Source organism: Lactobacillus sp. CBA3605 (assembly GCF_002970915.1).
Lineage (GTDB): Bacteria > Bacillota > Bacilli > Lactobacillales > Lactobacillaceae > Lactiplantibacillus.
In genome coordinates this window covers 215,297-234,170 of the sequence record NZ_CP027190.1, presented here as the reverse complement: position 1 = coordinate 234,170, position 18,874 = coordinate 215,297, and the positions used below count along the sequence as shown (strand labels likewise).

Annotated in this window: 12 protein-coding genes and 1 pseudogene; 11 read left to right on the top strand and 2 right to left on the bottom strand. The window is 43.4% G+C overall.

Annotation, left to right across the window (positions count from 1 at the left end):
- Positions 1-11: 11 nt before the first annotated feature.
- The 6 genes from era (at position 12) to rpoD (ending at position 8,244) form a co-directional block, all read left to right on the top strand.
- Positions 12-917 (top strand): GTPase Era, encoded by a 906-nt coding sequence (gene era, locus C5Z25_RS01105; RefSeq protein ID WP_105450897.1) that lies wholly within the window; start codon positions 12-14, stop codon positions 915-917.
- Between the two features lie 29 nt (positions 918-946).
- Positions 947-1,723, top strand: coding sequence for a DNA repair protein RecO (gene recO / locus C5Z25_RS01100; protein WP_105452816.1), 777 nt, complete (start codon positions 947-949; stop codon positions 1,721-1,723).
- A gap of 286 nt (positions 1,724-2,009) precedes the next feature.
- Positions 2,010-2,909 carry a glycine--tRNA ligase subunit alpha gene (gene glyQ / locus C5Z25_RS01095; protein WP_105448497.1) on the top strand — a complete coding sequence of 300 codons (900 nt, stop codon included), beginning with the start codon at positions 2,010-2,012 and terminating at the stop codon, positions 2,907-2,909.
- Positions 2,909-4,990: a glycine--tRNA ligase subunit beta gene (glyS, locus tag C5Z25_RS01090; protein ID WP_105450895.1), complete on the top strand. Its 2,082-nt coding sequence runs from the start codon at positions 2,909-2,911 to the stop codon at positions 4,988-4,990. Before glyQ ends, glyS begins: the two co-directional genes overlap by 1 nt.
- 252 nt (positions 4,991-5,242) lie before the next feature.
- The gene (gene dnaG / locus C5Z25_RS01085; RefSeq protein ID WP_105450893.1) at positions 5,243-7,111 is read left to right on the top strand and encodes a DNA primase; all 1,869 of its coding nucleotides are present in this window, start codon (positions 5,243-5,245) and stop codon (positions 7,109-7,111) included.
- A gap of 14 nt (positions 7,112-7,125) precedes the next feature.
- Positions 7,126-8,244: an RNA polymerase sigma factor RpoD gene (gene rpoD, locus C5Z25_RS01080; protein WP_105448494.1), complete on the top strand. Its 1,119-nt coding sequence runs from the start codon at positions 7,126-7,128 to the stop codon at positions 8,242-8,244.
- 81 nt (positions 8,245-8,325) lie between these two features.
- Here rpoD and C5Z25_RS01075 read toward each other — a convergent pair whose 3' ends face one another.
- Positions 8,326-9,186 carry a helix-turn-helix domain-containing protein gene (locus C5Z25_RS01075; RefSeq protein ID WP_105450891.1) on the bottom strand — a complete coding sequence of 287 codons (861 nt, stop codon included), beginning with the start codon at positions 9,184-9,186 and terminating at the stop codon, positions 8,326-8,328.
- Between the two features lie 244 nt (positions 9,187-9,430).
- Here C5Z25_RS01075 and C5Z25_RS01070 point away from each other — a divergent pair, with 244 nt between their 5' ends.
- The 4 genes from C5Z25_RS01070 (at position 9,431) to clpB (ending at position 15,130) form a co-directional block, all read left to right on the top strand.
- Positions 9,431-10,138 (top strand): tRNA (adenine(22)-N(1))-methyltransferase, encoded by a 708-nt coding sequence (locus C5Z25_RS01070; RefSeq protein ID WP_105450889.1) that lies wholly within the window; start codon positions 9,431-9,433, stop codon positions 10,136-10,138.
- Entirely contained in the window at positions 10,125-11,150 is a 1,026-nt protein-coding gene (locus C5Z25_RS01065) for a Nif3-like dinuclear metal center hexameric protein (protein ID WP_105450887.1), read from the top strand. The genes C5Z25_RS01070 and C5Z25_RS01065 overlap by 14 nt, the downstream gene beginning before the upstream one ends.
- Positions 11,151-11,170: 20 nt before the next feature.
- On the top strand, positions 11,171-12,412 hold the full coding sequence (gene pepT, locus C5Z25_RS01060; RefSeq protein ID WP_105450886.1) for a peptidase T: 1,242 nt from the start codon (positions 11,171-11,173) through the stop codon (positions 12,410-12,412).
- Between the two features lie 114 nt (positions 12,413-12,526).
- Positions 12,527-15,130 carry an ATP-dependent chaperone ClpB gene (clpB, locus tag C5Z25_RS01055; protein WP_105450884.1) on the top strand — a complete coding sequence of 868 codons (2,604 nt, stop codon included), beginning with the start codon at positions 12,527-12,529 and terminating at the stop codon, positions 15,128-15,130.
- Between the two features lie 55 nt (positions 15,131-15,185).
- On the opposite strand, the gene C5Z25_RS01050 is transcribed toward clpB, so the two are convergent.
- A complete protein-coding gene (locus C5Z25_RS01050; protein WP_105450882.1) occupies positions 15,186-15,386 on the bottom strand; it encodes a YjzD family protein in 201 nt (66 codons plus the stop codon).
- A 127-nt stretch (positions 15,387-15,513) separates the two neighbouring features.
- On the opposite strand from C5Z25_RS01050, the pseudogene dnaE reads away from it, so the two are divergent.
- Positions 15,514-18,866 (top strand): annotated as a pseudogene (gene dnaE / locus C5Z25_RS01045) (DNA polymerase III subunit alpha).
- The last annotated feature ends 8 nt before the right edge of the window (positions 18,867-18,874 follow it).

The window sequence follows — 18,874 nt, the reverse complement described above, 5'->3', positions numbered from 1 at the left end:
ATTACAATAATATGGACAAAACAGAGTTTCACTCAGGGTTCGTCGCAATTATCGGCCGACCTAACGTTGGTAAATCAACTTTATTAAACCGGGTTGTTGGTCAAAAGGTTGCAATTATGTCAGATAAAGCTCAAACGACGCGTAACCGGATTCAAGGCATTTATACAACCGATGATACCCAGATGGTGTTTATTGATACACCCGGAATTCATAAGCCACAAAGTCGTTTAGGTGATTTCATGGTTAAGTCAGCATTGTCAACTTTAGGTGAAGTTGATGCGGTTTTATTTATGATTAATGCTGATGAACGTCGGGGTGCGGGCGATAATTTTATTATTGATCGGTTAAAGACGGTTAAAAAACCGATTTATTTGGTGATTAATAAGATTGATCAAATTCATCCAGATCGTTTATTGGAAATTATGGACCAATATAAAGATGCGTTAGAGTGGGCTGACGTTTATCCAATTTCCGCTTTGGAAGGCAATAATGTGAATGAATTGGTTGCAACGCTTAAACAAAAGTTGCCAGTTGGACCACAATATTATCCTGCTGATCAAGTGACTGATCATCCCGAACGTTTCATTATTTCGGAATTGATTCGGGAAAAGGTTTTGGAATTAACACGGCAGGAAGTTCCTCATTCAACGGCCGTGGTGATTGAATCCATTAAGCGCCAAGATGAAGAAAAAATTCATATTCAAGCGACAATTATTATTGAACGTTCTTCGCAAAAAGGGATTATCATCGGTAAGGGCGGAAGTATGCTTAAACGAATCGGGTCGATGGCTCGGCGTGATATTGAGAACTTGTTAGGTGATAAAGTCTACTTGGAATTATGGGTTAAGGTGCAAGAAAATTGGAAAGACCGGGAAAACTTATTAGCAAGCTATGGTTACCGGCAAGATGATTATTAGAAACGTTAGGTGATTAAATGGCCCAACAAATGATTACCAATTTTAATGGTATTCTATTATATCGGCGTGATTATCGGGAACGCGATATGTTAATTAAGTTTTTAACTGCGGAGTATGGCAAAAAAATGTTCTTCATTCGCGGGGCTCGGCGCCGGGGCTTTAAAATGGCCGCGGAGTTATTGCCGTTTACAATGGGCGAGTATGTCGGTGATTTACGGGATCAAAGTTTATCCTATATTAATAGTGTTCGGTCAGTTCAATATTTTGAACAGATTAGTCAAGACATTGCACTTAATGCTTATGCGACATATGTGATGAACCTAATTGATGTGGCTTACCCAGATAATCAACCGGTAGGACGTTGGTATCAACAACTAACGAGTGCTCTACAACTGATTGACCAAGAGATTGCACCGGCCTTAGTTGCTAATGTGGTTGAGGTTCAATTATTAGGTGCTTTTGGGGTTGCGCCCGAGTTACGGTGGTGCACGGTTTGTGGCCGTCAAGATTTACCATTGGATTACTCGGAAAGTTATGGTGGATTATTATGTCAGCAACATTGGCATTTAGATCCACATCGGTTACATGCTAGTCCAGCAGCTATTTTTTATCTGCGGCAATTTTCGGTGTTAGATTTAGCCAAAGTTAAGTCGATTAAAGTTAAACCAACGACAGCGGCTGAGTTAAGACGGATTTTGGATGAGATTTATCAAAATTCAGTCGGTCTGCGGTTGAAATCTAAAAAGTTTATTGACCAGATGGGAAGTTGGTATCAACCGCTCAAACCACGGTCAGCCGATGATTGACAAATACGAATGGGTCGGCTATGATGATGAAGAACTGAATAGTTAAGTGTTGATGAGAGAAGATTATGACAAGTTTTTTTTAGTGAGACCATGTTGGTGGGAAATGGTCAAAAGCTGTGATAATTGGCGCTTTCGGAGCTTTTTAGAACTTAATTAAGCTGCTGGGGTGACTCAGAAGTAGGGTGGAACCGCGAATTCAATCGTCCCTATGTCGTTATTTTGAACGGCAGGGGACTTTTTTTGTGGGATTAAAAGCTAGTCAGTCACTAAATTTGGGAGGCAGAAAATGAGCAAAAAATTATCAGTGCAGGATATTATCTTAACCTTGCAAGAATTTTGGTCAGATCAAGGTTGTATGTTAATGCAGTCTTATGATACGGAAAAAGGGGCCGGGACGATGAGTCCATATACCTTCTTACGGGCAATTGGTCCAGAACCATGGCATGCAGCATATGTGGAACCCTCACGGCGACCTGCCGATGGTCGGTACGGTGAGAACCCTAACCGATTATATCAACATCATCAATTCCAAGTTGTGATGAAGCCTTCGCCTGAAAACATTCAAGATTTATATCTACAAAGTTTACAAAAACTTGGCATTAATCCCTTGGAACATGATATTCGTTTCGTGGAAGACAATTGGGAAAATCCATCTATGGGTTGCGCCGGGGTTGGTTGGGAAGTTTGGCTTGATGGAATGGAAATTAGCCAATTTACGTATTTCCAACAAGTCGGGGGTCTCGAAGTTGATCCAGTGACTTCTGAAATCACCTATGGTCTAGAACGACTATCATCGTATATTCAAGACGTTAACTCTGTTTTTGATTTGGAATGGGGCGACGGTGTTAAGTATGGTGATATCTTCTTGGAACCAGAATTTGAAAATTCAAAATATGCCTTCGAAACGAGTAACGAAACGTTACTACTAATGCTATTCGATGAATATGAAAAAGAAGCTAAACGCCAAATTGAAAATGGTTTGGTTCACCCGGCCTATGACTATTGTTTGAAATGTAGTCATACCTTTAATTTAATGGATGCACGGGGAATGGTTTCTGTTACAGAACGAGCCGGTTACTTGGATCGTATTCGGAACATGGCGAAGTCGATTGCCAAAGAATTTGTGGCGCAACGTGAAAAACGGGGCTTCCCATTGTTGAAGCATGCGCAGGAGGAGACAAAATAATGGCTAAAACTTATTTATTAGAAATTGGTTTGGAAGAAATGCCTGCCCACGTCGTTACGCCAAGCATTTTGCAGTTGAAAGAACGGCTGACAACTTTTTTGAAGGATGAACGGTTGCCGTTTGAATCCATGACTGTTTTTTCAACACCCCGGCGATTGGCGGTCCAAATTACAGGTTTGGCAGACAAGCAAGCTGATGTAAAAAAAGAAGTCCGTGGTCCCGCTAAAAAAATCGCTCAAGATGCCGATGGTAATTGGACGAAAGCGGCGATCGGCTTTTCTAAGGGTCAGGGCGCTTCAACTGATGATATTGTCTTTAAAGAAATTAAAGGGACACCGTATGTTTTTGTTCAAACGTTTACGCCAGGTAAGGCGGCTAGTGACGTTTTAGCTGGGGTTAAAGCTGTCATCACTAAGATGAACTTCCCAACGATGATGAAATGGTCCACATTTAGTTTTAAGTATATCCGACCAATTCGGTGGTTAGTTTCATTGCTCGATGATGAGATTGTCCCAATTAAAATTTTAGATGTTGAAGCGGGGCGTGTTAGTCGCGGGCACCGTTTCTTAGGGCATGATGTGACGCTTAAAACGGCGCTGGATTATGAAGCTGCCTTGGCGAAAGTTGCGGTGATCGCGGATGCCGCTAAACGGAAAGATCAGATTCGGCAACAAATTGCGACTTTGGCAACGGCTCACGCTTGGCACATTGTGGTCGATGAAGATTTACTTGAAGAAGTGAATAACTTAGTTGAATTTCCAACGGCCTTTGCCGGTGACTTTGATACCAAGTATTTAACGATTCCAGATGAAGTTTTAGTGACGTCAATGCGCGATCATCAACGATTTTTCCACGTGACGGACGAAAATGGCGGCCTCTTACCACATTTCGTATCGGTTCGTAATGGGAATACTGATCACTTACAAAACGTGGTGTTAGGGAATCAAAAAGTCTTAACGGCTCGGCTGGAAGATGCTGCCTTCTTCTACCATGAAGATCAACAACAGTCAATTCAGGCCTATGTTGAACGGTTAAAGAAGGTTAGTTTCCATGATAAGATTGGGTCGATGTATGAAAAAATGCAACGGGTCATGTATATCAGTGGTTTCTTAGCTAACCGCTTCGGCCTGACTGAAACTGAAAAGAATCAATTACATCGTGCCGCCCAAATTTATAAATTTGATTTGGTCACGGGGATGGTTGGTGAATTTCCAGAGTTACAAGGGGTCATGGGCGAAAAATATGCCGTCTTAAAGGGTGAAAATCCGATGGTCGGCCAAGCAATTCGGGAACATTATTTGCCAATTAATGCAGATGGTGCCTTACCGCAATCAAAGGTAGGCGCAGTGTTAGCGGTTGCTGATAAATTTGATTCAATCACGAGTTTCTTCGCAGTCGGGTTAATTCCAAGTGGGTCGAATGATCCCTTTGCGTTACGGCGCCAAGCTTTTGGAATCGTTCGGATTGTCCGTGACCAAGGTTGGGACTTCCCTATTCAACAACTTGAAAAAGAGATTCAAGCTGAATTGCAAGCCCATGATGCGACTTATAACTTAGATTTTGCTAAGCAGACGCAACCAGTGGTCGACTTCTTAACAGATCGGGTTAAGCAGTGGTTTAGCAATCGGAATCTTCGTTATGATATTGTTGATACGGTCATTAAAGGTCGGCGTCAAGACATTCGTGAAATGTTTATGGCCGCAGATGTTTTAAATGCCCATCAAGATGATCCTAAATTTAGAGCAATAATTGAGGCGTTGACCCGTCTATTACGGATTACGGAAAAAGCAAACTTGACGGTTAATGACTTAGTTGTTGACCCTGCGTTATTTGAAAATGATGCTGAACAGGCGCTTTATACCGCCGTTGAAAAATTACAACAGCAAATGACACCAGCAATGGCGATGGAGGACCGGTTCAAAGCTTTGGCCGGCTTACAACCACTGATTGCGGCTTACTTTGACCAAACAATGGTGATGAGTAAAGATGATCAGGTTCGCGATAATCATTTGAAACAACTATTGATTATTGCTAATATGGTGACGGTTATGGGTGATTTGAACCAATTAATCGTTAAATAGTATTGAAGCGCGTATAATTAAGACATCAGGTTAGGTGAGTAGCCATAACTTGATGTCTTTTTGATTTCAAAACCGACGAACTTGACAAAAGTGTCTAATAGTCGGGACTTATTATTGCATAGCTGTCAAACTTGTGATAATATATATTCTGTATAAATTTGCCCGTTAATAGTCGCATCTCGTTGACGTGATGCGATTTTTCGGTGCTGTTAGCGGTTTGTCAGTCGATTAAGTGAGAAATGGGGTGGCAAAGTGGCCAATCTGATTCCGGAAGAAAAAGTTGACCAGATTCGTTCAGCGGTCAACATTGCGGATTTTATCGGTCAGTATGTGCAACTGAAAAAAGCAGGGAAGAACCTTTTTGGACTCTGTCCATTTCATGAGGAACGGACCCCATCGTTTTCAGTTAATGAGCAAAAACAAATTTTTCATTGTTTCAGTTGTGGTCGTGGTGGCAATGTTTTTTCATTTATCATGGATTTAGAAAATCTCACTTTTCCTGAAGCCGTGGCACAGGTCGCTGAGTTTGGTCACATTGACTTGCCAGCGACTTATACTGCGCAATCCCAGCCAACTGCGCCTAAAGATCAAGTACAAGCAGATTTACTAACGTTGTATGCTGACAGTGCCAAGATGTATCAACATATTTTAGTGAATACTGCTTTAGGCGAACCTGCATTAGCGTATCTACATGCACGTGGGTTAGATGATGAGACTATAAAAACTTTTGGTATCGGCTATGCACCGGCCAATCAATTATTATTAGATTTTTTTAAAGAACATCAAACCGACTATCAATTACTACGACAATCTGGATTATTCATTGAAAATCAAGCAGGTGAGTTACGGGACCGGTTTGTTGATCGGGTCTTATTTCCGATTAAGGATGCGAGTGGGCGCGTCATTGCGTTTTCTGGCCGGATTTTAAAAAAATCTCCCGATGAGCCTAAATATTTAAATAGTCCTGAAACAAAGTTATTCAACAAACGAGCGGTGCTATTTAATTTTGACTTAGCACGTGGCGCCATTCGTCAGCAAAAAGCCGTTATCTTATTTGAAGGGTTTATGGATGTCATCGCGGCCTATCGGGCTGGTATTCAAAACGGGGTCGCTTCCATGGGGACTAGTTTGACGAATGAACAAATCTATATGTTGGAACGGGTGACGGACCAACTGTACATTTGCTATGATAGTGACATGCCCGGGCAAAAAGCGACTGATCGTGCCTTGAAACTTTTAGGTGATAATAGTCACTTGCAATTGGGTGTCGTGCAAATGCCTGATGGGATGGATCCGGATGAGTATTTGCGTGCCACGGATGCAACCAAGTTTCAACAAGTCTTTGATGATGGTAAACAAACACCGACTGCCTTTGAAATGCAATATTTACGACATGATTTAAATTTGCAAAATACGCAGGATCAACTCACGTATTTAGAAGCAGTGCTGGCACAATTAGCCAAGTTATCTTCCAATGTTGAACAAGACTTATATCTAAACCAATTAGTGCAAGAATTTGGGTTGGATAAAGGTGACTTGCGTCAACAATTACGATCATTAGTTGGGCAGCAAACCGTTCATCGGCAACCGACGACTCGGCCAGAGCAAGTGCCACCGCCGCAGACGCCACCACCACTATCAATAACGGGAGTACCGGCTGCTGCGGGACCACTTAGTCGCACAGAACGGGCGGAACGACTACTTTTATATCGGTTACTGCACGATCATGATGTGTGGTTACGGGTTATGGCCATAGCGGGGTTTAACTTTATTCATGACCAATATCAACAAATTCTCGTGTATGCGGAGGCTTATTTTAAGACCCATTCGCAATTTGAGTTAGCTAACTTTACTGATTTTATGGCGGATTCGGCATTACAACCGGTTCTAACCGGACTAGAGTTTATGGATGTGGCCGAGGAGACGTCTACTGAAGAAGTGGCAGACCTTGTGAATGTCATCATGAACCAGCAACCGGTGGCCGAAAAAATCACAGGTAAAAAGGCAGAACTCATGGCAGCTAAGCAAATCGGTAACCACGATTTAGTTCAGCAACTAACGCTCGAATTAATTACATTATATCGGCAACAACAGCAAGTCAAACAAGCTGACAATTTATAGGAGGCTACTACTTTATGGCGAAAGCAAAAGCAACAAAAACCACGACGGCTGAGTACAACAAGACGGTTAAGGCTTTAATTAAAGAATATAAGAAAACGGGCAGCATCAAGTATGATGAATTATCAGACAAGATTGCTGCGCCATATAAATTAGATGCTAGTGGTATTGATAAATTATTGCAAAAAGTTGAAGACGCTGGGATCAGTGTCGTTGACGAAAAAGGTGAACCCGATGTTCGGGCCGTTAAGAGTGTTAAAAAAGTTAGCAAGAAAGAATTAAGTAGCGCCGGATCTTCTTCGGGGATTAAAATTAATGATCCCGTGCGGATGTATCTAAAAGAAATTGGCCGGGTTGATTTGTTGACAGCTGATGAAGAAGTGGCGTTAGCTTTACGGATTGAACAAGGTGATGAATCGGCTAAACAAGAATTAGCTGAAGCTAACTTGCGGTTGGTCGTTTCAATTGCGAAGCGTTATGTTGGTCGGGGCATGCAATTCTTGGATTTAATTCAAGAAGGTAATATGGGCTTGATGAAGGCGGTTGAAAAGTTTGATTATCGCAAAGGATTCAAATTTTCAACCTATGCCACTTGGTGGATTCGCCAAGCGATTACGCGGGCCATTGCGGACCAAGCGCGGACCATTCGGATTCCCGTTCATATGGTTGAAACGATTAACAAGTTAATCCGAATTCAACGACAATTATTACAAGATTTGGGCCGGGAACCAACCCCTGAAGAAATTGGGGCTGAAATGGATATGCCAACGGAAAAAGTTCGCGAAATCTTGAAGATTGCGCAAGAACCAGTTTCCTTGGAAACGCCAATTGGTGAAGAGGACGATTCCCATTTAGGTGACTTCATTGAAGACCAAGATGCGACTTCACCTGCCGACGCTGCTGCGTATGAATTATTAAAAGAACAATTAGAAGGGGTCTTAGATACCTTAACTGATCGGGAAGAAAATGTGTTACGATTACGTTTCGGCTTGGATGATGGTCGGACGCGGACTTTAGAAGAAGTGGGGAAAGTTTTCGGGGTTACTCGCGAACGGATTCGCCAAATTGAAGCCAAAGCCTTACGGAAGTTACGCCATCCTTCACGCAGCAAACAATTAAAAGATTTCTTAGAATAAAAACAGCTATTTAAATGGCGCCAAAAGACCCCTGCAATGAGGGGGCTTTTGGCGCCATTTTTAGTTAAGGCTTAATTTAGGTTAAGCGGGCGAAAAATAGCTAATAACGTCTAAACTAGTATAACTAACGGGAAAGGCTTGTTGCTGGCGGAACTGTTCTTGACGTTTGGTAATCCCATTAGTGGCCAAGGATTCAGGGCTTTCAGCCAAGTTGAAGTTAAAAACACGGAAAGTATCGGGAATGCCCCAGGGAACCGTGATGAGTTGGGGGTCACCTAAAAATTGCGGAAAACTATTATAAATGGCGGCTAAAAAATTCATCGCTAAGGGTTCTAATAACCGATGTAGCTTTTCATATTGGGTCCGGGCCACTAAATTACCGACTTGCAAGTAGCGTTCAAGTTCAGCATCGGTCGGCTCATCACTTAATTGCATGCCGGCGGGTTCAAACCAAGCCTGTTGTTCAGGATGAGCCTTTAATAGTGCCAATAGCTGTTGCTTTGTATGCGTCACGATTTCGACAGGTTGCAACTCATCTAAGCGTGTGGCGATACCATCTCCATCCAATTGGTCGTCAAAGGCATCATTCATGGTGAATGTAAACAGTGAACCGGTCTGGCGATAGGCGCCGGTTAGTGGCAAGTCAACGGTTAGTTGTTGCTCATGGTCGATAAAATGAAGTGTACCGGTGAAGTGTTTGGTCGTTTCGTTAATACTGGTCAGGTCAACGTCCAAATCTAAATCGGGCGTAACTGTGAAAAGCGTTTCCAATTCAATGTCTAATGCCTGAATGATTTTATTCAGGTGACTAAAAGTGATACTTTTGGCGTGACCATTAATTAACTTGGTCAAAGTATGATGCTCAATCCCCGTTAAGCGGGCCAATTCGGCCGGGGTCATTGTTCGATCTTGCAAAATGGTTTCAAGTTGCGATTGAATCATATTGAAGCACTCCTTTTAGTGTGGGTCGATTAGATGGTAATGGTGGCGCTTAGCACCGTGAATTGTCACGATGCTGGTTCACTGACCTCCTCATATCATTAAGCTACGATAACAGTTGGAAATTAATTTTAAAAAACGGTTAATTTAATCCAACAATTTTTAAAGTTCAATCTGAAAAAGCGGGTTAAAGCATGTTAAACTATGATTAGAATACTAAAATGACTTAATAAAAGGGGTTATGTCGGTGGATGCCAAACAATTATCACAACGGTTAGCAACGGTGGGGGCTTTTGTCCCGCTGGGAGCACGGCTAGCCGATATTGGTTCCGATCATGCTTATTTACCAGCTAATTTGGCTTTGAATCAGCGAATTAGCTATGGTATTGCGGGTGAGGTCGTTCGTGGACCATTTGAAAATGCACAACATGAGATTGAAAAATTGCAATTAACGGCCAGGGTTCATGCTCGCCTGGCTGATGGCTTAGCAGCGATTCAACCAGCTGATCGGATTGACGTGGTGACGATTGCTGGTATGGGTGGGCCATTGATTCGGCATATTTTGGATCAAGGGCAAGCCCAATTAGCTGGTGTGCAACGGCTGATTTTACAACCTAATGTTGGTGAAACGACGTTGCGGGCTTGGTTGATGGCACATCAGTTTCAAATCGTGGCTGAACGGATTTTAGCTGAAGATGGTCATACGTATGAAATCATTGTGGCTGAACCGATTAGTCACGCTGTTCAATATACGGCGAAAGAATTGCTAGTGGGGCCGTTTTTGGGGGCTGAAAAGTCACCGGTGTTTAGCGCAAAATGGCAACATGAATTAGCTCGTGCGCAAACTGCTGTGACTCAGATGCAACAAGCAAAAGTGGTGCCAACGGAACAGTTAGCCACGATTAACGCTAAAATAAAATTAATTGAAGGAGTCTTAGCAGATGTTGGCAAGTGATTTAATCACCCGTTTTGAACAATTTGCACCGCTGACCTTAAAATGGGATCGTGATCCTAGTGGGTTACAAATTGGCGATCCTAAGCAACCGGTAAAACGTGTTTTGGTTACCCTGGATGTCCGGCCAGCGGTCGTTGATGAAGCCATTCGGGTCGGTGCCGATATGATTTTTGCGCATCATCCAGTGATGTTTCGGCCAACAGCTAATTTGGATTATCAAGATCCTCAAAAGGCGATGTATGCGAAGATTGCCGCTCATCATATCTTGGTCTATGCAGCGCATACGAATCTAGATAGTGCTGATAATGGGATGAATGACTGGTTAGCGGCGGCGTTAAATTTACAGCATGTGACGGGGTTAGTGCCTGGTCATCGGACGGAATTTGTAAAGTTAACCGTCACGGTCCCGACGGATCAAGTGGAAGCAGTCCAAGAATACTTGACCGCACGTCCCCAAGTTCGTTTGAATCGGTATGCTTTGAATTCTGGTGAACAATTTAGCGTGAATTTACCGCGGCCAGATTTAGCGGCGGCAGTTGCTGGCATCAATCAATTCGTTACGCCAGGAACTTGGGATTATGAAGCCCTCCCGTTATTAACTGGTGGTCAAACGTCGTCGATGGGGCGTATTGGTGATTTAGCCCAGCCGATGACCGTTGCTGAATTTGCGCTTAAGTGTAAGCAGGTCTTTCAATTAGGCGGATTAAGGCTCATTAGTGACCGACCTGATCAATTGATTCAGCGTGTGGCCGTTTTAGGTGGCGATGGTGGTAAATTTTATCAGCAGGCACTACAAAAAGGCGCTCAGGTCTATGTAACGGGTGATGTATATTATCATACTGGCCACGACATGCTGGCTGCGGGCTTATCGGTAGTTGATCCTGGTCACCATATTGAAAGTATTTGTATCCCTAAGTTAACAGCCTTATTTGACCAATGGCGAATTGAAAATAAGTGGTCTTTGGCAGTTGTCCCATCTAAAATTAATACTGACCCCTTTACCTTTATTTAAACCTCGAAAGGAAGATTCATATGACAAAATATCCACAGTTGATTTCTGATTTTTTAACGTTTGTAAAAATTAATAGCCGGTCAGATGAGCAATCTGAAACGGTACCTTCATCACCACGCGAAACGGCATTTCTAAACCAGTTGATGACTAAATTAACCGCTTTAGGGTTAAGTGATGTTCATCAAGACCCACAAAGTGCCTACGTGTTTGCAACGTTGCCAGCAAACAGTACACAACCAATGAAAACATTGGGTTTTATCTCGCATATTGATACAGCCGACTTTAATTCGGAACATGTGAATCCCCAAATCGTCGAAAACTACGATGGTCAATCTGTTATTAAGCTTGGTGAAAGCGGCTATGAACTCGACCCAAAGATTTTTGCTAGCTTGAAAAACTATGCTGGCCAGACGTTAATTACGACGGATGGGACGACTTTGTTGGGGGCTGATGATAAGGCCGGTGTGGCTGAAATTATTAGTGCAGCGGCGTACTTGTTAGCCCATCCAGAGATCAAACATGGCACGATTCGGCTGGGCTTTGGTCCAGATGAAGAAATCGGGACTGGTGCAGATCATTTTAATGTTGCCGATTTTAATGCGGATTATGCTTACACTGTTGATGGTGGGCCTTTAGGTGAGTTGGAATATGAAACGTTTAACGCTGCTCAAGCTGAGGTCCAAATTACAGGCGTTAATGTGCATCCCAGTGAAGCCAAGGGAATTATGGTGAATGCGTTACAATTAGCTGTCGATTTTCAGAAGGCTTTACCTGCACATGACGTGCCAGAAAAAACCAGTGGCCGGGAAGGCTTTTTCCACCTGTTGGCGTTAGATGGAACGGTTGATAATGCGAAAATGACCTATATCATTCGTGATCATGACCGTGCGACTTTTGAAGCCCGTAAAAAGACTTTTCAAGCGGCTGCTGACCAAATCAATGCGCAATATGGGGTTAACCATCTAAAAGTAATGATGAAAGATCAATATTACAATATGCGTGAAGTAATTGAAAAGGATATGACGGTAGTTGACCTCGCTAAACATGCGATGGAGACCCTAGGGATTAAACCAGTTATTTATCCAGTTCGTGGTGGGACTGATGGCTCAAAGATCTCGTTTATGGGCTTACCTACGCCGAACCTGTTTGCCGGTGGTGAGAACATGCATGGCCGTTTCGAATACGTTTCAGAACAAGTTATGGCACAAGCAGTGGACGTTATTTTACAAATTGTGCAAGATAATACCCAGCAAGCTAAATAGTTGGCAAGTGATGCGATTCGTTATATAATTTAATAGTCAATAAAGGTCAAACAATAATTGGTAGCTATTTTAGCTACCTTTTTGCTAACCGAATTTTAGGAGGTTATGATAATTATGAATCCAGAACAACTAACAGAAAGTTTACAACAAGCGTTAGCGCAAGCCCAACAAATTGCGCAAACTCGGCATCATCAAGAAGTCGGCGTACCACATCTATTTAAATTTTTAACGCAACCAGGCGAACTGGTTCGGCAAATTTTCAGTGATGCCGGCGTGGATCTTGATCAGTTACAAACGGAATTAGATCGTGAATTGGATGATATTAGTACGGTCAGTGGTGGCAACGTGCAATATGGTCAAAGTTTCAGTAACAGCTTAGCGACTCTAATGCAGGCAGCTGATGCCAAACGCAAAACCCTCGGTGATGAATTCTTAGCGACTGATGCCGTGGTGCTTGCGTTAATGGATCAAACTAGTGATCAGTTAACTAAGTATTTAACCCAACAAGGGATTACGGCCGGTCAGGTTAAGAATGCGGTGGACCGAATTCGTGGGGGCCAACGGGTGACATCACGTAACCAAGAGGATCAATATCAGGCTTTAGAGAAGTATGGCGTGGATTTAGTTAAAGACGCTCGGAAAGGCAATCAGGACCCAGTTATCGGGCGCGACGAAGAAATTCTGGCTTTGATTCGGATTTTGTCACGGAAAACTAAAAATAACCCGGTTTTAATTGGTGAACCTGGGGTTGGTAAAACGGCGATTGTCGAGGGCTTAGCCCAACGAATTGTCCGCGGCGATGTGCCGGAAAACTTAAAGGATAAAACGCTATTCTCTTTAGATATGGGTGCTTTAATTGCTGGGGCTAAGTATCGTGGTGAGTTTGAAGAACGCCTTAAAGCGGTCCTTAAAGAAATTAAAAAGAGTGATGGGCAGATTATTATGTTCATTGATGAAATCCATAATATTGTGGGTGCCGGCAAAACAGAAGGTAGCATGGATGCGGGGAATTTATTAAAGCCAATGTTAGCCCGAGGTGAACTGCATTTGATTGGTGCCACGACGTTGGATGAGTATCGGCAATATCTTGAAAAGGATAAAGCGCTTGAACGGCGGTTCCAACGGGTCTTAGTTGCGGAGCCATCTGTGGAAGATACGATTAGTATCTTACGCGGACTCAAAGAACGGTTCGAAATCCATCACGGCGTCCGAATTCATGATAATGCCTTAGTAGCCGCAGCCAAGTTATCGGATCGATACATTACCGATCACTTCTTACCGGATAAAGCACTTGATTTGATTGATGAAGCTTCAGCAGAGATTCGAGTTGAAATGAATTCCAACCCCACGGAACTCGATCAGGTTAACCGGCAATTAATGCGATTACAAGTTGAAGCTGCGGCTTTGAAGCAAGAAACGGATGCGGCTTCGGTGCAACGTTTGGGTGAGTTACAACAGGAACTCGCTAGTGCCCAAGAAAAACAACGGGCCTTGGCTGAACGTTGGACAGCTGAAAAGAAAAGCTTACAAACGTTAAGTGCTAAAAAATCAGCTTTAGATCAAGCTAAACATGACCTTGAAAATGCTGAAAGCCAGTACGATTTGGAAGCCGCCGCCCGCCTACAACATGGGACAATTCCGAAGTTGACGGCAGAATTACAACAATTAGAAGCCGATGATCATCATGCAGACTGGCTGGTTGAAGAATCCGTTACGGCTGACCAAGTCGCTAATGTGGTCTCACAAATGACTGGGATTCCGGTGAATAAGTTAGTGGCTGGAGAACGGGAAAAACTGTTGCATTTAGCGGACAACTTACACCAACGGGTTATTGGTCAAGATACCGCCGTAACTGCGGTAGCGGATGCCGTTTTACGTTCGCGCGCGGGATTACAAGATCCTAACCGACCACTGGGGTCATTCATGTTCTTAGGTCCTACCGGGGTTGGTAAGACCGAGTTAGCCAAAGCGTTAGCTGAGAATTTGTTTGATGCTGATGATCATATGGTTCGAATTGACATGAGTGAATATATGGAGAAGGAGTCTGTCTCACGATTAGTGGGTGCGGCACCAGGTTATGTTGGTTATGAAGAAGGTGGCCAATTGACTGAAGCAGTACGTCGTAATCCTTATTCAATCGTGTTATTTGATGAAATTGAAAAAGCCCATCCCGATGTCTTTAACATCTTGTTACAAGTATTAGATGACGGGCGTTTGACGGATGGTCAGGGTCGGACGGTTGATTTTAAGAATACGATTTTAATCATGACATCGAACCTGGGATCGGAATTACTATTAGCTGGTATGGATGATCAAGGGCACTTAGCGACTGGCACGCATGATCAAGTAATGCAGTTGGTTCAAAGTCGCTTCAAACCTGAATTTTTAAATCGGGTGGATGATATTATCATGTTCACGCCGTTACAGTTGTCTGCGATTGAACAAATCGTGGTTAAGTTGATTGATCAATTATCAGCCCGGTTAGCAGATCGTGAAATTACTTTGAAAATTTCAGATCAAGCCAAAGCCTGGCTAGCGCAAGAAGGCTACGAGCCGGCTTATGGTGCGCGGCCACTACGGCGGTTGATTACTAAAGACGTGGAAACGCCATTAGCCAAAGCGATTATTGCTGGCGAAGTAGTGCCACAGTCAACGGTATTGATTAAATTAGTGGCTGACCAGTTAACTTTTGAAACGCAACCGGCCGTTAAAGCTTAAACAAAAACCCGACTTAGTCAATGACGACTAAGTCGGGTTTTTATTTTTAGCCAGTTTACTTGTTTTTGGCACCTTTAATGGGCATAGAATGATTAGTAATGTATGAAATGCCGTTGACCATAATTAAGGCGAAAATTGCTGAAACCAAGCCGATTTCTCCGAAATTATAAGTCATTTGTTCAAGCGCACCACCGATATAACCGATGACTTCCCCGAAAATAACACTCCAAACGATTACCATGATTTGTTTAGTCATATTCTAACACCTCCCAGTAAAAGTAATTTTAGCACATCTAATCAGAAATGCAATTACCTTATGACTGCCGTCTGGAACAACTGTTTGGTATAATGAAATTAATTAACCTTCAGAAAGGAGTCCCAAGATGCAATATATCCCATTACAAGTGATGAGTACCTTTAGTTTACTGCAAAGTACGAGTACCGTCACTGATTTGGTCCAAGCGGCGAAAAAACAAGGTTACCCAGCGTTAGCACTGACTGATATTGACGTGATGTATGGAATTGTGGATTTTTACAATGCCTGTCGTCAAGCAGAAATTACGCCGATTTTAGGGATTAATCTAACATTGGCTAGTCAGCAGCTGTCAGGTGAGCAGACGTTCAGCTTAATCGTTTTGGCTAAAGACTGGACGGGTTATCAGGCGTTAATGCAATTATCAACTTTGAAACAAACAGCCACTAAAGTGACGCCTTTAACCTTAGAAGCGGTTACGCCACATTTGGGTCACTTAATGGTGTTAACGCCAGCCCGTAATAGTGAGTTGACCACGTTATTATTACAAGATAACCCACAAGCCGCAACCGCTTTGGTGCAACAATTACAGGCGGCAACTGCTGCCGATAGTCTTTATCTAGGCGTCTCGTTAGACCAAGCACCAGCTTTGCGCACAACTTTAGTGCAATTTGCGCAGCGGTTACAAGTACCAATTGTCGCTTTAGATCCGGTGGATTATGTTCACGCCACGGATTATTTTGCGGTTTCGGTCTTGCAAGCGATTGGTGGTGGGCAACAAATTGATCAGCCGGAACAATTGCAGACGGTGCCGGGCAATCATTATTTACGGGCTCCCGCGGACTTAATTGCGGCGTATGCTGAGTTGGATTTGACGGCAGCCGTTGCAGCTACGGCTGAAATTGCAGCCGCTTGTCAAGTCACGTTAGTTTTTCAAAAGCCCCAACTACCAAAGTTTCCCACGCCTGACCAACAACCGGCAAATCACTATTTACGCCAGCTCTGTGAACAAGGCTTGCAACAGCGTTTGGCGGCGATGCCGACGACAACTGCTACCGAGACCTATCATCAGCGCTTGGACCACGAATTACAAGTCATTGATCAGATGGGATTTGATGATTACTTCCTAATTGTGTGGGATGTCATGAATTATGCCCATCAGGCTCAGATTACAACCGGACCAGGTCGGGGATCGGCGGCGGGCTCGCTTGTGGCTTATGTCTTGCAAATTACGGATGTCGATCCGATTCAATATGAGTTATTGTTTGAACGGTTTTTAAATGCTAAACGGGCCAACATGCCAGATATTGATTTAGATATTCCGGATAATCGCCGTGAGCAAGTTCTGACCTATGTCCATGACAAATATGGTCATGATCGGGTGGCACAGATCATTACCTTTGGGACCTTAGCGGCTAAACAGGCTTTACGAGATGTTGGTCGGGTTTTTGGACTGTCAACTTTTGAGATGAGTGATTGGAGTGCGGCTATTCCTAACCAGTTACACATTACCTTGAAAGCCGCTTATCAGGCTTCACGCCGATTACAAAATTTAGTAGCTGATTCGAGTAAAAATCAGTTGCTTTTCCAAACGGCACAACGTATCGAAGGTCTGCCGCGACACTATTCGACACATGCAGCGGGTGTCGTATTAAGTCAGGTCCCGTTGATTCAAATCGTCCCTCTGCAAGCGGGTAGTGAAACGATGCTAATGACCCAATATACCAAAGATACGGTGGAAGCCGTGGGATTATTAAAGATGGATTTCTTGGGTTTGCGAAATTTATCTTTAATGGCAAGTGCGCTTCATTATGTGCAACGTCAAACGGGCCAGCCTTTGGCCCTGACAAAAATTGATCTAAATGATGAAAAAACATTGCAATTATTTCAAGCGGGAGATACGACGGGGGTGTTCCAATTCGAATCAGCTGGGATTCGGAACGTCTTACGTCAACTGCACCCTGATAATTTTGAATTAGTTGCTGCAGTTAATGCCCTTTATCGGCCGGGACCAATGGAAAATATTGATCACTTTATTGCCCGTAAAAAGGGGACTGAAGCGGTCACTTACCCCGCTGCTGAGCTACAACCTATTTTAGGTCCCACTTATGGTATTTTAGTTTATCAAGAACAAGTTATGCAGGTGGCCGCCGTTATGGGGGCTTTAGCCTAGGTGAAGCGGATTTGTTACGGCGTGCGATGAGTAAAAAGAAAAGAACCGTTCTAGATGAGATGCGGCAAAAATTTATTGCTGGGGCAGAACGCTTACATTTTTCAACTGCGGTAGCGACCGAAGTGTACCAATATATTGAACAGTTCGCCAATTATGGCTTCAATCGGTCACATGCGGTAGCTTATAGTAAGATGGCATTTGAATTAGCTTACTTAAAAGTGCATTATCCCGGTGCTTTTTTCACGTCACTCATGAATTCAATTCTGGGTAACGGGACCAAGTTAAAGCAATACTTGGGAGAGGCTAAACAACATCATGTCAAAATCGTACCGCCAGATATTAATCGTAGTCGCAACTATTTTGATTGGGATGGCGATAGTATCATCTTTGGCTTGAGTTCGATTAAGGGCTTACGGCGTGATTTTATTAGTAGCATTGTGACTGAGCGGCAAGCAAATGGGCCGTTTAAAAGCTTGCAGCAGTTGATGCAACGGCTCGATTCGCAATGGTTGAAGCCGGATTTGATGACGGCATTGATATATGCGGGTGCTTTGGATCATTTTGGCTTGAATCGAGCGGAACTATTAACTGCCGTGCCGGAACTAATGTCTAGTGCTGAATTAGCTGGAAACAGTATGAGCTTATTTGCCTCATTAGCGCCGACAATTAAAAAACAACCGGAATTACCTCTGGGTGAACGATTGGCCAAAGAGGTCGAGTATCTGGGAGCATACGTGTCAGGACACCCAGTGGAAGCTTTTCGTTGGCTGGCACAACAACAGCGAACGACGTTAATTAGTGCTTGCCGTGCTGAAGCACGCGTGAAAGTATTGGTCTATATTACGAAGACCCGGGTCATTCGGACAAAGCGCGGGCAACCGATGGCTTTTGCCACTGGAAGTGATCTTTCTGGCGAAATTGATTTAACGATTTTTCCCAACACGTATCAACGGTTACAGGCCGACCTAAAATCAGAAACAGTTGTGTTAGTTAGTGGCAAAGTGGAACAACAGCGTGGTCTGCAACTAATCGTTGATCAATGGCAACTGGAGACTAGTTTCACAGCGCCAACTAGCCAGCTGTTTTTGCGGTTGCCAGCAGACCAGGCAACGCCAGCGATTCAAAAGCAGATTTTAACGATTTTACAGCAAGCCCCAGGGCCTAACCCTGTTTTGATTTATTCTGTTACTGCTCGTAAGACAGTTGAACTAAATTCCCAGTATTGGGTGACGGATGATGAAAAAATGGTTGGAGCGCTTACAAGCCTGTTAGGTCGCGATAACGTTGTCTTGAAAAGCGAAATCCCTTGATGTGACGG

Excerpts from the sequence above, each read along its gene's own strand:
- pepT (WP_105450886.1), top strand. The coding sequence starts at position 11,171 with ATGACAAAATATCCACAGTTGATTTCTGATTTTTTAACGTTTGTAAAA.
- C5Z25_RS01075 (WP_105450891.1), bottom strand. The coding sequence starts at position 9,186 with ATGATTCAATCGCAACTTGAAACCATTTTGCAAGATCGAACAATGACC.
- rpoD (WP_105448494.1), top strand. The coding sequence starts at position 7,126 with ATGGCGAAAGCAAAAGCAACAAAAACCACGACGGCTGAGTACAACAAG.
- clpB (WP_105450884.1), top strand. The coding sequence starts at position 12,527 with ATGAATCCAGAACAACTAACAGAAAGTTTACAACAAGCGTTAGCGCAA.
- C5Z25_RS01065 (WP_105450887.1), top strand. The coding sequence starts at position 10,125 with ATGTTGGCAAGTGATTTAATCACCCGTTTTGAACAATTTGCACCGCTG.
- glyQ (WP_105448497.1), top strand. The coding sequence starts at position 2,010 with ATGAGCAAAAAATTATCAGTGCAGGATATTATCTTAACCTTGCAAGAA.
- C5Z25_RS01050 (WP_105450882.1), bottom strand. The coding sequence starts at position 15,386 with ATGACTAAACAAATCATGGTAATCGTTTGGAGTGTTATTTTCGGGGAA.
- recO (WP_105452816.1), top strand. The coding sequence starts at position 947 with ATGATTACCAATTTTAATGGTATTCTATTATATCGGCGTGATTATCGG.
- era (WP_105450897.1), top strand. The coding sequence starts at position 12 with ATGGACAAAACAGAGTTTCACTCAGGGTTCGTCGCAATTATCGGCCGA.
- glyS (WP_105450895.1), top strand. The coding sequence starts at position 2,909 with ATGGCTAAAACTTATTTATTAGAAATTGGTTTGGAAGAAATGCCTGCC.